15 protein-coding genes are annotated in these 14,082 nt (G+C 70.3%); 6 read left to right on the top strand and 9 right to left on the bottom strand.

The genetic code is table 11. The features are described 5' to 3' along the window. Nucleotides 1–139 precede the first annotated feature (139 nt). Entirely contained in the window at nt 140–1,753 is a 1,614-nt protein-coding gene (locus tag ACFUPX_RS37120) for a long-chain fatty acid--CoA ligase (RefSeq protein ID WP_383332838.1), read from the top strand. A gap of 4 nt (nt 1,754–1,757) precedes the next feature. On the opposite strand, the gene ACFUPX_RS37115 is transcribed toward ACFUPX_RS37120, so the two are convergent. Next, complete coding sequence (locus ACFUPX_RS37115; protein ID WP_383332836.1) at nt 1,758–2,375, bottom strand: TOPRIM nucleotidyl transferase/hydrolase domain-containing protein; 618 nt, start codon at nt 2,373–2,375, stop codon at nt 1,758–1,760. 62 nt (nt 2,376–2,437) lie between these two features. Further along, a complete protein-coding gene (locus ACFUPX_RS37110; RefSeq protein ID WP_383332834.1) occupies nt 2,438–3,289 on the bottom strand; it encodes a LysR family transcriptional regulator in 852 nt (283 codons plus the stop codon). Nucleotides 3,290–3,369: 80 nt separating this feature from the next. Here ACFUPX_RS37110 and ACFUPX_RS37105 point away from each other — a divergent pair, with 80 nt between their 5' ends. Both ACFUPX_RS37105 and ACFUPX_RS37100 read left to right on the top strand, forming a co-directional pair. Then, nucleotides 3,370–3,891 (top strand): cupin domain-containing protein, encoded by a 522-nt coding sequence (locus tag ACFUPX_RS37105; RefSeq protein ID WP_383332832.1) that lies wholly within the window; start codon nt 3,370–3,372, stop codon nt 3,889–3,891. Between the two features lie 35 nt (nt 3,892–3,926). Then, complete coding sequence (locus tag ACFUPX_RS37100; RefSeq protein WP_383332830.1) at nt 3,927–4,298, top strand: DoxX family protein; 372 nt, start codon at nt 3,927–3,929, stop codon at nt 4,296–4,298. Between the two features lie 60 nt (nt 4,299–4,358). On the opposite strand, the gene ACFUPX_RS37095 is transcribed toward ACFUPX_RS37100, so the two are convergent. The 6 genes from ACFUPX_RS37095 to ACFUPX_RS37070 form a co-directional block, all read right to left on the bottom strand. Then, complete coding sequence (locus tag ACFUPX_RS37095; protein ID WP_383332828.1) at nt 4,359–5,039, bottom strand: M15 family metallopeptidase; 681 nt, start codon at nt 5,037–5,039, stop codon at nt 4,359–4,361. 103 nt (nt 5,040–5,142) lie between these two features. After that, on the bottom strand, nt 5,143–5,808 hold the full coding sequence (locus ACFUPX_RS37090) for a class F sortase (RefSeq protein WP_383332826.1): 666 nt from the start codon (nt 5,806–5,808) through the stop codon (nt 5,143–5,145). A 123-nt stretch (nt 5,809–5,931) separates the two neighbouring features. Next, nucleotides 5,932–6,321, bottom strand: a complete 390-nt coding sequence (locus ACFUPX_RS37085; RefSeq protein ID WP_383332824.1) for a hypothetical protein — start codon at nt 6,319–6,321, stop codon at nt 5,932–5,934. A 189-nt stretch (nt 6,322–6,510) separates the two neighbouring features. Then, nucleotides 6,511–8,946: a phosphoketolase gene (locus tag ACFUPX_RS37080; protein WP_383332822.1), complete on the bottom strand. Its 2,436-nt coding sequence runs from the start codon at nt 8,944–8,946 to the stop codon at nt 6,511–6,513. 237 nt (nt 8,947–9,183) lie between these two features. After that, nucleotides 9,184–9,915: a FadR/GntR family transcriptional regulator gene (locus ACFUPX_RS37075; protein WP_383332820.1), complete on the bottom strand. Its 732-nt coding sequence runs from the start codon at nt 9,913–9,915 to the stop codon at nt 9,184–9,186. 94 nt (nt 9,916–10,009) lie between these two features. Then, nucleotides 10,010–10,480: a hypothetical protein gene (locus ACFUPX_RS37070; protein ID WP_383332818.1), complete on the bottom strand. Its 471-nt coding sequence runs from the start codon at nt 10,478–10,480 to the stop codon at nt 10,010–10,012. Nucleotides 10,481–10,820: 340 nt separating this feature from the next. On the opposite strand from ACFUPX_RS37070, the gene ACFUPX_RS37065 reads away from it, so the two are divergent. Further along, nucleotides 10,821–11,318 (top strand): MarR family winged helix-turn-helix transcriptional regulator, encoded by a 498-nt coding sequence (locus ACFUPX_RS37065; protein WP_383332816.1) that lies wholly within the window; start codon nt 10,821–10,823, stop codon nt 11,316–11,318. Between the two features lie 49 nt (nt 11,319–11,367). On the opposite strand, the gene ACFUPX_RS37060 is transcribed toward ACFUPX_RS37065, so the two are convergent. Then, on the bottom strand, nt 11,368–12,531 hold the full coding sequence (locus ACFUPX_RS37060) for a PP2C family protein-serine/threonine phosphatase (RefSeq protein WP_383332814.1): 1,164 nt from the start codon (nt 12,529–12,531) through the stop codon (nt 11,368–11,370). A 307-nt stretch (nt 12,532–12,838) separates the two neighbouring features. On the opposite strand from ACFUPX_RS37060, the gene ACFUPX_RS37055 reads away from it, so the two are divergent. Together ACFUPX_RS37055 and ACFUPX_RS37050 are read left to right on the top strand one after the other, a co-directional pair. Then, on the top strand, nt 12,839–13,681 hold the full coding sequence (locus ACFUPX_RS37055) for an RNA polymerase sigma factor SigF (protein WP_383332812.1): 843 nt from the start codon (nt 12,839–12,841) through the stop codon (nt 13,679–13,681). Between the two features lie 105 nt (nt 13,682–13,786). After that, nucleotides 13,787–14,026 carry a DUF5133 domain-containing protein gene (locus ACFUPX_RS37050; RefSeq protein WP_383332871.1) on the top strand — a complete coding sequence of 80 codons (240 nt, stop codon included), beginning with the start codon at nt 13,787–13,789 and terminating at the stop codon, nt 14,024–14,026. Nucleotides 14,027–14,082: the final 56 nt, after the last annotated feature.

Here is a 14,082-nt window from a genome sequence, read left to right as displayed (position 1 = left end):
GCGATGTCCACGCCTGTTGCCCGGCCACGCTATGCCCGCCGCGCGGCAACGACCATGGAAGGGATCTCCACCGGCCGCCCGTGGACCATGGTGGTGTTCTCCATGGCAGGGCGCCGCTTCGCGCACCGACGATGTGGCCATGGCAACGGCAATGATGGACACCCCGCTCACCACATGGCTCCTCTTCCCCCATGCGCCGCGCTACTTCCATGACACGGAAGTGGTCACACGCCGCGCGGACGGGAGCGTGCACCGCTACACCTACGCGGATTTCGGCCGCCGGGCGCAGCAGCTGATGCACGCCTTGGACGGCCTGGGGCTCGACCGCGACGCGACGGTCGGAACCCTTGCCTGGAACGGCTACCGGCACCTGGAGGCCTACTGGGCCATCCCCTGCACCGGACGCGTGCTGCACACCCTCAACCTGCGGCTCTCCCCGGAGGACCTGGCGTACGTCATCGGGCACGCGGGCGACAGCGCCATCCTTGTCGACGCGGACCTGATCCCGCTGCTGGAGAAGGTGCACGCACGCGGCGGCCTCAAGGGCGTGCGCCACATCGTCGTGCTGGCCGACGAAGTGCCGGAGACGACACTGCCGAACGTCCTGGCCTACGAGCAACTGCTCACCGGACGGCCCGAGAACTACCCTCCACGCGACATCGACGAACGCTCCCCGCTCGGGCTGTGCTACACCTCGGGCACCACGGGCCGCCCCAAGGGCGTCGTCTACACCCACCGGTCGACCGTGCTGCACGCCATCGCCGCCTCCTCACCGGCCGCGATGTCCATCGGCCCCGGCGACTGCGTGCTGCCGGTGGTGCCGATGTTCCACGCCAACGCCTGGGGCCTGCCCTACACGGCGACTCCTTACGGGGCCAAGCAGGTCTTCTCCGCCGGTGCGCTCGATCCGGCCGCGCTCGTCGCGCTCATGGTGCAGGAGCGCGTCACGGTGGCCGCGGGCGTGCCGACCATCTGGACGGCCGCCGCCGGGGAGATCGCCGCCCGGGGCCAACTGCCGGATCTGCGGCACCTGTTGTGCGGTGGCGCCCGGCCGCCCGCCGCGCTGATCGAGCACTACCGCCGTGACCTCGGCATCCCGCTCGTACAGGTCTGGGGCATGACCGAGACCTCGCCGCTGGCCAGCTTCGCCTGGCCCAAGGAGCGCATGCGGGACTGGGACGAGGACCGCCTGGCCGAGGCCGTGCACACCCGCGCGGGGCTGCCGGTGCCCGGTGTGGAGCTGGAGATCCGCGACGAGTCGGGAAGTCCCGCTCCTTGGGACGGGGAGGCGATGGGCGACCTGTTGGTGCGCGGGCCGTGGATCGCCGGTTCCTACCTCGGCGGCGAGGGTTCCGCCGCGTTCACCGACGACGGCTGGTTCCGTACCGGTGACATGGCCGTCGGCTCGCCGGACGGCTATGTCGTCATCGCCGACCGCGCCAAGGACCTCATCAAGTCCGGCGGCGAGTGGATCTCCTCGGTGGACATGGAGTCGGCCGTGATGGCCATGCCCGAGGTCGACGAGGCCGCGGTCATCGCGATCCCGGACGCGAAGTGGCAGGAGCGCCCGCTGATCTGCCTCGCCGCCCGCCCCGGGAGCACGGTCACCCTGGAGCAGGTGCGCGCACACCTCGAGGGCAACGGCTTCGCGCGCTGGCAACTGCCGGACCGCATCGAGCTCATGGACGCCGTACCCCGCACCGGCACCGGCAAGTTCGACAAGAAGTCCCTGCGCTCGCGCTACGGCGAGTAGGTCCTCACAGGCCCGCGAGGAGATCGTCGAGCGGTGCCGGTGTCAGATCGGCGTCGAGGGCCTCGACCAGGACGCGGCCATAGCGGATCTTGCGGCCCTTCTTCGTCCCGAGGAAGCGCCGCAACTGCTGCTGCCGGGGCCTGCCGTGCTGCGCGGGCTGGCGCAGGAAGGTCTGCCAGGCCCGCAGATCCCCCTCGGCGCGGACGGCCTCCTCGACCCGTGCCGTGCCCAGCGCGCGGATGAGTTCGTCCTCCAGGTCCGACACGCATACGTAGAAGTCCCCGCTCGGCGCCCCTGCCCGCTCCAGGCCCCGGTCGTAGAAGCGCTGCTCGGCCACGTCGCAGAGTCCTGCCAGTTCCAGGCCGAGGCCGGGCGGCCCGAGGATCTCGGTGTAGCGGCCGATGCTCATCGCCCCGCCCATCGACACGACGCACACCCCCTCGGCGGCCAGGTCCCGGCCACGCCGTGCGGCCAGCGCCTCGACCGCCTCGCGGTCGCTCGGCCCTTCCAGCAGCACCGCCTTCCGTACACCGACCCGCTCGGCCAGCTCGATCGCCGGACCGCCGGGCCCGCCGGCCGCCCAGTCACCGACCGCGTCCCGGAACGCCCGCATGTCTGCCATGGAGGGAGTCTGCACCGTCGTCGACGGCACGGCACGCGATATTCAGCCTCGGCAGAAGGAGTTCAGCCTCGGTAGGAGGAGATCGCGATCCGGACGAACGAGCGGAGAAGGGGATTGGTGTCGCCCTCGTTCCAAGCCGCGACCACACGGCTCGGCGGCATGTCGGTCAACGGCACCACGGTGAGCCCGTCCGCCGGTTCGTGGTCCAGGAGCGTCATGCCGACCGTGCCGTTCCAGAGGACGGCTTGCTGGCACTCCGTGACGGCGCGCACCACCGGGCCTTCGCGAAGTTCGCCGCCGTTCCAGTACGACTGCCAGCGAGGGTCCGTGCCTTCCGGGAAGACGAACCAGCGGCGATCGGCCAGGTCGGCGAGGTTCAGGCTGTCGCGGCGGGCCAGCGGGTCGTCGGAGCGCAGCAGCGCGCCCACCGGGTCGCTGCGCAGTTCCTGGACTTCCAGGCCTGTCTCGTCGAACGGCCCGCGGGTCAGGGCGACATCGACGAGGCCGGCATGCAGCCCACAGGTCGGATCGGTCAGATCGGTCTCTCGGACGCGCACCTCGATCTGCGGGTGCTGCCGACGGTAGGCACCGGCCAGCCGGGTCGCGCCGGGATCGGTGCTGTCCCCCAGGATGCCTACGGTGATGGTCGCGGCGCCGGCCGCTGCCGCCACGCGTACGCGGACCCGGTCCGCCTGGTCGAGCAGGGCGCGCGCCTCGTCGAGCAGCACGGCGCCCACCGAGGTGAGCGTGACCCCGGCGGGCGTCCGGTCGAACAGCGCGGCACCGGCCTCGCTCTCCAACCGCTTGATGGCGCGGCTCAGCGGCGGCTGGCTCATGTGCAGCCGGACGGCGGCCCGGCCGAAGTGGAGTTCCTCGGCGACCGCCACGAAATAGCGCAGCGTGCGTAGCTCCATGCTGCGACGATACCCGTTCGGTATCGGAACCACGGAACGGGTCTTGGACGAACGCGGCGCCCTGGCGGTGGAATCGAAGCATGAGCGATGAACCGAGAACCAGTGAGCCACTCACTGAGCCACCTACTGAGCAGCTTGTCGCCGCCCCCGCCGTGTCGGTGGTCGGTCCCGACGAGGGCGAGACGATCGTCCTGGGCACCACGCGACTGCGCGTCCTGGAGGACGGCAGCAACACCGGCCACCGCATCGGCCTCGCCGAATCGGTCCTCGCGCCCCACACGCCCGGACCGCCGCAGCACCGTCACGCACAGCACGACGAGGGCTTCTACATCGTCTCCGGCACGGTGCGGTTCACGGTCGGCGAGAAGGAGTACGACGCCACGGCGGGCACACTCGTGATGGTCCCGCCCGGCGCACCGCACACCTTCGCCAACACGACCGGCCAACCGGCCGTCATGGTCAGCACGTTCACACCCGACCTGTATGTGCAGTACTTTCGCGACCTGCAGGCCATGATCGCCTCCGGCCGGCCGTTGACCCCGCGGGCGACCGTCGAAGTGATGAGCCGTTACGCCACCGAACCCGCCACCGACTTCGCCTGAAGGCCCGGACTTCGACCGTGGACGGAATCAAGAACATGCACAGCGCACACTGGGCCTACTGGATCGTCGCGGGCCTGCTCTCCCTTTTCTACCTCTACGGCGGCGGGGTGATGCTGGTCCGGAGCCGTGAGCAGCTCCTTCCCATGATGGCGTGGGTGGACAGCACGCCGATGCCCGCCGTCCGGGCCATCGGTCTGGTCGAAGTGCTCGGCGCGATCGGCCTGATCCTCCCGCCGCTGACCGGCATCGCCCCCTGGCTCGCCCTCGTCGCGGCCATCGGGTTCGTGGTCCTGCAGATCGGCGCGACGCGGGTCCACCTGAGCCGCGGCGACCGGCGGATCGCCCTCAACCTCACGCTCCTCCTCACGGCCTGCCTGGCCGTCTGGCAGGCCACGGCGTGGCTGTGAGGGCTCTCCCCCGGCGCCCGCGAACAGATCCGCCCGCCCTCCGAGCCCGCCCGGTCCGCGCTACTTTCCGTTGGCCGAGAAGTGCTGGTAGTCCGGGTTCGCCCAGCGCCCGCCCCACTGCCAGCCCACCCGGCGCATGGCGCTCGACACGACGTCACCGGGGCGGATCATGCCCTTGACCCAGCGATCGCGCCGCAGGTACTTCGCCGACGACGCCGGATGGACCCGGCCGTTGACGTCGACGTACGGATTCTCGACCGTGTTGATGTCGATCGCGTTGCCGTACGAATGCTGCGACATCCGGCCCGGATCCCCGGTCACCTGTCGGCAGTTGAAGGCAGAGGTGTTGTCGGCCGCCATCGCCGCCAGGTCGCTGCCGCGGAACTCGGCCATCACCCGCATCCGGCGGATCGGGAACTTCGCCGCGAAGGCCTTCTGGAAGACGTACAGCAGAGGCTTCACCGACCGCTCGTGGACGATCAGTTCACCGGCATGGACCCGGCCGTCGAAGCCCCAGTGGTTCATGCGGATGAGCCGGAGCCGGCGCGGCGGAACAGGGCATCCGGGGCGGTAGGTGGGGCCGATCTTGGCCTTCGGCACGGCGGTGACGCGCGCCGCGAGGCGGGGAGCGGGGGCGCTGAGGGAGCCCGGGGTGCCCGCGTGCGCACCCGCACCGGCGTCCACACCGCCGACGAGCACCAGGGTCATGGCCACGGGAATGACGAGAGGCGTGATGTGCACCTTTTGACCCTAGGTGCGCCCGGCGCCATTCTGCCGGAGGCCACAGCGCCCGGTCGCTGCACGACGCTGGTGATGAGGCGACGCCGGCGACGGGGGTGGTGCTCTACCGGGAGCTCGAACCGGTCAAGTGGGCGTAGACGACGACATTGCCCGAGTAGCCGTCGCTCTTGCTGTAGCTGCCGCCGCACGTGATGAGGCGCAGTTCGGGGCGCACCCGTGGCGCGTAGACCTTGGCGCTGGGGAAGTCGTCCTTCTCGTACTCCTCGACGCCGTAGACGGTGAACTCCGCGGTGCGACGGTCCTCGCGGACCACCTTCACCTTGGCGCCCTTCTTCAGCGAGCCGAGTCCGTAGAACACGGCGGGCCCCTTGGGTGTGTCCACATGTCCGACGATCACGGCGGTACCGGTACTGCCGGGCAGCGTGCCTGCCGCGTCCCAGCCCGCCAGGTTGGCGTCGTCGGGTGGTGGCGCTTCGAGTCCGCCGTCCTCGGTCCTGGCGAGGTCGGTCAACGCGGTGTCCACTTTGAGGACAGGGATCTTGATGCGCACGGGGACCGACTCGGGCAGGGAGGCGGCCGCGGGCGCCGCGGGTTCGATCCGGCCGGACTCGTAGACCTTGGCCTGGGCGGCGGACGGCCTGGGCGGCTCGTCGGCCTCGTCGCCGTCGGCCGTCCAGGCCCACGCGCCGACGGCGAGGGCGACGACCGCACCCCAGGACCACGTACGGCGCCACGGGGGACGGGCCGTCGACGCGTAGCGGTAGGTCATGGTGCCGCCTTCCTCGCCCGGTTGACGTGGGGGTTGGGGGGTGGGGTGGGGAGAGAAGTGCCTCGGCCCCGCCGGGCGAGCCTCGGCTCTGCCCGGCGGGGCCGGTCGACCGGTAGCGGGAGGTCAGCGCTGTCCGGAGGTCTTGCGGCGGTGCAGGTACACCGCGCCCGCACCGACGGCCAGCACCGCCGCCCCGGCAGCCAGCTCGACCGGGTTGCTGCTGCCCTGGGCGCCGCCCGAACCGGCGTGCACGCCGCCCCTGACGGCCGGGTCGGTGGAGTCGCAGAAGCGCTGCGCGGTGGAGGCCGCCATGTTGGCCTCGTCCTCGGCGGCCTTCTTCTCCTCCTGCGAGGCGTTCGGGTCCGCCTGGACCGTGTCGGCGTTCTTCTGGGTGATCTCCGCGTCGTCCAGGGCCTTCTGGCAACTCGGTGACACGGCCTGCGCGTTGGGGGCGGTGATCGCCAGCGCGGCGCCCGCAACGGCCAGACCGGTGAGCACTCGGATGGAACGCATGTGTGTACCTCCAGTACGGACACGGCCTCCGAGGCTCTCCTGCCGCGGAATGTTGCTGGCGACGACCGCGCCACTACCAACAGCCCTCCCGCTCCACGGCGTGTCGCTACCGGCAACACGCCGTTTGTCCCTCGCACGGCCCACACCGGCCCACTCGTCTGGCCGGAGACGGTGACTCCTCGCCTTCGGTCAGTCCTGCCAGGACCAGTCCCGCACTTCCGGCAGGTCGATGCCGTGCTCACGCACATAGGCACGGTGGCGCAGCCGGGTGTCCTCCATCTGCTGGCGCACTTCGACCGCGCGGACGCCCAGGCCAGGGACCCGGTCGATGACGTCCATCACCAAGCGGAAGCGGTCCAGGTCGTTGGCGACGACCATGTCGAACGGCGTGGTGGTCGTGCCGCGTTCCTTGTATCCGCGCACGTGCAGGTGCGGGTGGACCGCGCGCCGGTACGCGAGGCGGTGCACCAGCCACGGGTAGCCGTGGAATCCGAAGATCACCGGCTTGTCGCGGGTGAACAGCGCGTCGAACTCCGCGTCCGGCATGCCGTGCGGATGCTCGCCCTCCTGCATCAGCCGCGCGACGTCCACCACGTTGACCACGCGCACCGCGAGCTCCGGCAGATGGGTGCGCAGCAGGCTCGCGGCGGCCAGTACCTCCAGGGTGGGCACGTCCCCGGCGCAGGCGAGCACGACGTCCGGCTCCCGCTCCGAGCTCTCGGTGCCGGCCCAGGTCCACACCCCGGCGCCCCTGGCGCAGTGCGCCCGTGCGTCGTCCAGGCTCAGCCAGTCGAAGCCGGGCTGCTTGCCGGCCACGATCACGTTCACGTAGTCGCGTGAGGCGAGGCAGTGCTCGGCGGTGGACAGCAGCGTGTTGGTGTCCGGCGGCAGGTAGACCCGCACCGCTTCGGGGCTCTTGTTGAGTACGTGGCCGATGAAGCCGGGGTCCTGGTGCGAGAAGCCGTTGTGGTCCTGGCGCCACACATGGGACGTCAGCAGATAGTTCAGCGAGGCGATCGGCGCCCGCCAGGGCAGCTCGCGGGTGGTGCGCAGCCACTTGATGTGCTGGTTGACCATCGAGTCGACGATGTGCACGAACGCCTCGTAGCAGGAGAACAGACCGTGGCGCCCGGTCAGGAGGTAGCCCTCCAGCCACCCCTGGCAGGTGTGCTCGGAGAGGATCTCCATCACCCGTCCGTGCCGGGAGAGGTGTTCGTCGACGTCGTAGATCTCCTCCTGCCAGGCCTTTCCGGACGCTCCGTAGACCGCGTCGAGCCGGTTGGAGGCGGTCTCGTCCGGGCCGACGAGGCGGAAATCGCGCCGTTCGGAGGTGTCGGCCATCACCTGCCGCAGGTAGTCGCCGAGGATGCGGGTCGGCTCGTGCAGCGTGGCGCCGGGCTTGTCCACGTCGACCGCGAACTCCTCGAGCGGCTTGAGCGGCAGCGAGCGCAGGAGCAGTCCGCCGTTGGCGTGCGGGTTGGCGCCGAGGCGCAGCGTGCCCTGCGGGGCGATGTCGACGAGCCCGGGGGCCGGGCGGCCCTCGGCGTCGAACAGTTCCTCCGGCCGGTAGGAGCGCAGCCACTCCTCAAGCTGGTGGCGGTGCTCGGCGCTCTCCCTGACGTTGGCCAGCGGCACCTGGTGCGCGCGCCAGGTGCCCTCCACCGGCTTGCCGTCCACCGTCTTGGGGCCGGTCCAGCCCTTGGGGGTGCGGAGCACGATCATCGGCCAGCGGGGCACGGGGGCGTCCTTGGGGCGCTCGGCGTCTCCGTCGGCCCTGGCCGTGCGCTGGATCGCGGCGATGGCGTCGAGGCAGCGGTCCAGGGCGACCGCGAAGTCCCGGTGGACGGTCATGGGGTCATCGCCCGTGACGTGCACGGGCTCGTAGCCGTAGCCGCGCATCAGGTCGTCGAGCTGGCTCTCGGGCAGCCGGGCCGGGATCGTCGGGTTGGCGATCTTGTAGCCGTTCAGGTGCAGGACGGGCAGCACCGCGCCGTCGTGCACCGGGTCCAGGAAGGTGTTGGAGTGCCAGGAGGCGGCCAGCGGCCCCGTCTCGGACTCTCCGTCGCCGATGACGCACACGGAGAGCAGGTCCGGGTTGTCGAACGCGGCTCCGTAGGCGTGCGAGAGGGAGTAGCCGAGTTCGCCGCCCTCGTGGATGGACCCGGGTGTCTCGGGGGCGACATGGCTGGGCACTCCGCCGGGGAACGAGAACTGGCGGAACAGCCTGGCCATTCCCTCGCCGTCGCGGGTGATGTCGGGATAGGTCTCGGTGTACGTGCCGTCCAGCCAGGAGTTGGCGAGCACGGCGGGCCCGCCGTGGCCGGGGCCCCAGATGCAGACGGTGTCCAGGTTCCGTGCCTTGATGGCCCGGTTGAGCTGGACGTGTACGAGATTGAGTCCGGGCGAGGTGCCGAAGTGGCCGAGGAGGCGCGGCTTGATGTCCTCGGCCGCCAGGGGGCGCCGCAGGAGGGCGTTGTCCATCAGGTAGATCTGCCCCACCGAGAGGTAATTGGCGGCCCTCCAGTACCGCTCCATCGCCTGTAGTTCGGCATCGGAGAGTGGCGCGGCGGCCGGCTCAAAGGGTCGTTCGGCCGGTGCGGCGGGGTTCACCGAGGGTTCGCCCATGGCTGCTCCTTACAAGAGGGACGGCCGGCGGGACACCACGGCGGTGGACCGGCACGGCGGCGCGCGCCCTCCCGCCCGATGAGCTGGACGAGGGCCGCAGGGCGCCATCGGATGAGTGACCGGTCACGCCCAACGTAATCGTGCGCCGGATCACCCGCCTCCCGGAGACGGCCGGACGCATGGCCCGCGGCCGGTCAGCTTCCGACACCGCTCAGGTGCAGAAGAACGCGAACCAGGTCAGGCCCGGGCCGCGTTCCGGGCGCGCGCCTCGGAGATCCGGCGCCGCACCGGCGCGTAGTGCTCGCCGAGCGACTTCATGAAGGCGGGGACGTCACCGGCCCGCGCGGCGTCCACGATGCTCTGCTTTGCGGCGACGGTCTCGGCCTCGTCGGCGTGCGTGAACCCGTCCAGGTGCGGCGCGACGATCGCGGACACGTCCCAGAACGCCGTCGAGAGCTGTTCGACGAGCTCATTGCCGAGCGGCGCGACGAGCAGCGCGTGGAACGCCCGGTCCGCCTCCACGAAACCGCGCTCCTGCCCCGCGCCCTGTTCCCGCAGGGTCGCCACGAGGCGCTCCAGCGCGTCGAGTTGACCGGGGCCGAGCCGCGTGACGATCCGGTCGGCCATCCCGCGCTCGACGAGTTCGCGTACGTCGACGAGGTCGGCGAGGACCTGGAATTCGTCGCCCGGCGAGAGCAGCCCGCGGAAGGTCAGGCTCTCCACCAGGGGCGAGAGGCTCAGCCTGCCGACGTAGGTGCCATGGCCGTGCCGGACCTCGACGATGTCCAGAGCGTCGAGGATCTTGACGGCCTCGCGCACGCTGGAGCGGCTCGCGCCCAGTGCCTCGCACAGGGCGGGCTCGGTGGGCAGCGGGTCCCCCGGGCGCAGCCGCTCCTGGAGGATGTGGCGCTCGATGCCCTCGACGACCTCCTGCCTGAGCAGCGTCCGAGCAGGCTTCGCACCGGACACGGGTGAACTCCCCACCTCTTGACCCCTCTCGTCGCCGAGCAAAGGCCCCCACGCTACCAAGGCATCAGACATCTGACGTATTACGTCAAAAGCCTCAGGTCGGACGCCGGGCCAGCGGGCGCAGGAGGTGTCGCGTCACGCACCAGGCGACCAGCACGGAGAGGAAGAGGAGAACGACGTCCGCCACGGCATGGGCGAGTCCGGTGAAGGCGGTCCGGTCGAGCAGAACCGAACCGGTCAGGCTGGCGCACCAGCCCGTCACGATCAGCAGGGACGCGGCCACGGCGACCGGCACACCGCCGAGCCCCACCGCACCCGCGTCCACATCCGCGTCGAAGCTCTCGGCATCGGCGCCGCCGAGCGCGACGAGCAGCCAGAAGCCCAGGACCACGGGGAGGGCGGCGCTGAAGAGGATGGCCGGGAATCCCGCCGCGGCGTAGAGAACGGCATCCAGAATCTCCCCCGCCTCTCCCCCTCGCGCCCACAGCAGCTCAGGTCCCGGTGCCGGATCCCGCTTCCGCGACCCGGCGCCGGGACCTACGCCCCCCGTTCCTGCCGTGGTCATCCTGGTCCGGAGAGCGGCCGCGGCGCATTGCCGTAACCCGGCAGTCTTTACGCGTTGTTGATGCCGGTCCGCGTCGCGCCGGGCGTCGGCTCGCTCGAATCGCCGACCGGTCAACGAAGCTCAGGCCGATTTCCACTATGCTTCCTGGCACCACCGCCTGTGCCGAGATGCGATCCGGTGCTGCGTGCTCCATCAACGCCCCCGTCGCACCATCACCCGCGCACGGTCCCCGGGCTCTGCGACCCGAGTGTGTTGTCGGCCGAATCGGGTCACGGCGTGTGGAACGTGCCCCGGTGGCAAGATGTACAAGAGAGACAACGCCGATCGGAGTGTCATCGATATGGGTCTGAGTCCCGAACCCGATCGCCGGTCCAGGGATGCGTCTCATGCGGGTTCCGAGTTCATCGAACTGCTCGAGGTCATGTGGGAGCAGGGGCGTGAGGCCGTTCCGACCGGGCCTGTCTCTCCCTCCCAGCTGCGCGTCCTTTACGCACTGGACCGCGAGGACGGCATCAATCTGCGCATGCTCGCCGAGGCACTGGGCTCCGCTCCCCCGTCCGTGAGCCGCCTGTGCGACCGCTTGCAGGCCACGGGGTTGATCGAACGTACGCCCAGTCCGGTCAGCCGACGCGAACTGGAGCTCCGGCTGACCGGCCACGGCCGGGCCTACCTCGCCGACCTGCGAAAACGGCGCGAGAGCATACTGATGGCCACCATCGACGCCATGCCGCCCAAGGCGCGGCGTGCGCTGCTCGAAGGACTCCGCAGCTTTCGTGACGCGGCGACCGCCGCGGATCAGGACAGCGACAGAGCCAGATCCTGGCGCTCGGTCGGCTAGACCCGGCCGCTGAAGGCCGGGTCGGCCCGTCGTCGCGCGGCGTTACCGCTTACCGTCCGAACCAGTCGAGGCAGACCACCAGGGCGTCGTCGTCCAGGGGCAGCGAGCCTCGGTACTCTCCGAGGTCACGCAGCACCGCCTGCGGCACCTGAGCCGCTGGCAGCAGGCGGTGCGCCGACAGGGACCGTGCGAGCGCCCGCTCCCCGTACACCTCCCCGGCCTCCGACACGCCGTTGTAGACCCCGTCGCTGCCCACCAGAATGCGGTCCCCCGGCTCCATCCGCAGGCGCTCCGACACGTAGGCCGTCTCCTCGAACATGCCCAGCGGAAGCTGCGCGTCGAAGCCGACGGGCTCGACCGCCCGGCCCCGCATCCGCCACATACGCGGGGATCCGGCGTCGACGGCCTCCACCTCACCGGTGGCGAGGTCGAAGCGCAGCAGCAGGACGGAGGCGTGCAGCTCGCCCCGGTACTGCGCGTAGACGGCCTGGTCGGCGAGGATCGCCTGGCCGGCCAGATCGAGACCCGCGCGGCGGGCGTTGCGCAGCGCGTTCACCACGAGGTTGGTGAGCAGCGCCGCCTCCATCCCCTCGCCCATTCCGTTCGTCACGGTGAGCGTGAGGTGGTGCGCCGAAACCGACCAGTCGAAGTTGTCGCCGAAGATGGCGTACGCGGGCTCCAGGTGGGCGCCCAGCGAGAACTCGGGACGCGTCACCGAGCGGCCGGGCAGCAGCTGCCACTGCATCTCGGCGGCGAGGGTGAGGCGGGCGGCCCTGCGGGCGAGGAGGTACAGGTCGGTGTCGCGTTCGGCGACCAGGATCTCGTGGCCCAGCGCCTCACAGACGCGCTGCATCTCCGGCAGCTGGGCCGGGTCGAAACACTCGTCGGGGACGATGATGGTGAGCACGCCCATCCGGTCTCCCCGGACGGTCACCGGCAGATGCACGGTCGCCGCACCCGGCACGGCGTTCGGCTCGACGCGAGGCTCCTGGGCGCCGAAGGCCCTGCCCTGCGGACTGCCCTGGATGGACACCGACTCGGTGGTGTACGGCACGTCCTCCACCACTTGGAGGGTGGTCAACCCGTAGTCGGCGAGCCGCAGTTCGACCTCCTTGACCCCGTACTGCTCGCGCAGCGCCCCGGTCACGGCATCGAGCAGCAAATGGGGGGCCGCACTGCGCAGCGCCCGCTCGACGGCAGCGAATCTGTCCACGTGATCCTGCTTCTCGTTAATCCACGCCGAGGTAAGAGCCCGGCCGACAGCATCCCCGGTCCGTCGGCCTTCGGCGTATGGGGACATGTACTCAGTCCAACACGGCGCGCCCGAGGAGTCACTCCGGTGGCTGGTGGCTGTCAGGTTTGGGGGAATGCCTGACCGAAGCCGGGCAACCTCCCACATCGTACGATGCACGGAGACAACTATTTCCCCACAGCAAGAAAAATTGGGTCAACGCACATGCCTCCCACAGAGCGGGGCAGGGGCCGTACGAGGAAGTCGTACCACCAGGGGAGGTAGGGATATGTCACTGATCTCTGAGCAAGCTGTCGAGACCGCGCCGCTGCCTTGGATCGAGGACACGGACAAGGTGGCTCCGCAGGACGCGAGAGCCCTGTCGAAGCTGTTCTTCGACCGGCTGCAGACCCTGGAAGAGGGCACGCACGAATACCAGTACGCACGCAACACCCTTATCGAGATGAACCTGACCCTCGTACAGTTCGCGGCCCGTCGGTTCCGCAACCGGGGCAACGGCGACATGGAAGAGATCATCCAGGTCGGCACCATCGGCCTCATCAAGGCGATCGACCGGTTCGACCTCAGCCGTGAGGTCGAGTTCGCCACTTTCGCCGTCCCTTACATCCTCGGCGAGATCAAGCGCTTCTTCCGGGACACCACCTGGGCCGTGCATGTACCGCGCCGACTCCAGGAGTTGCGCGTGGACCTCGCCAAGGCGAAGGAGGAGCTCTCCGCCCGCCTCGACCACGATCCGACCGTCAAGGAACTCGCCGATCACCTGTCCATCACCGAAGAAGAGGTCATAGACGGCATCGTCGCCTCGAACGGTTACACGGCCGGCTCCCTTGAGGCGCCCACCGACGGCGGTGACGGCGCGGCCGCGCCCACGCGCACCTTGGCCGACGTGATGGGCGGCCCCGACCCCGCCATGGAGACGGTCGAGGATCTGCACACCCTGGCACCGCTTCTCGAGGACCTCGACGAGCGTGAACGCCGCATCATCGAGATGCGCTTCGGCCAGGAGATGACGCAGGCGCAGATCGGCGCCGAACTCGGCTTCTCCCAGATGCACATCTCCCGCCTCCTGACCGGCACGCTCACCAAGCTCCGGACCGGAATGCTGGCCTGACACGAAGACCACCATGCCCCGATGGCTCGCCCACCCGCCCCCGGCGGGTGGGCGAAGTGCTGGTCCGACCGCACGTCCTGGACGCACGTCCTCGAAAGGAATCTCATGCTGATGGCACACCCCGTGGTCCTGCGGGACCTGGTGGAACGCTACAAGGCCCTCGCCGTGCTGCGGGCCGACCAAGGAAGCGCCGCAAGCCGTCAGGAGTACGAAGACGTCGCCTACAGCCTCTGCGTGGCCACCGGCACCAGCGACATCGACGCCGCCCTGGTGGCCGCGAGCCACCACCTTCCGGGCGCCCGCCCCGCCGACGACTCGGTCCTGTCCGGTGATGCCCCCCGGTAACCCGCCGGCCGGCCCGCGGGCCTCCGTCGAAGAAGGCCGTCGATCGGCCGCACCCC

The sequence above is a fragment of the Streptomyces sp. NPDC057302 genome (assembly GCF_042667685.1).
In the GTDB taxonomy this organism is placed as follows: domain Bacteria; phylum Actinomycetota; class Actinomycetes; order Streptomycetales; family Streptomycetaceae; genus Streptomyces.
Note: the sequence above shows the minus strand (reverse complement) of the source record. Positions and strands in the feature narration are given on the sequence as shown.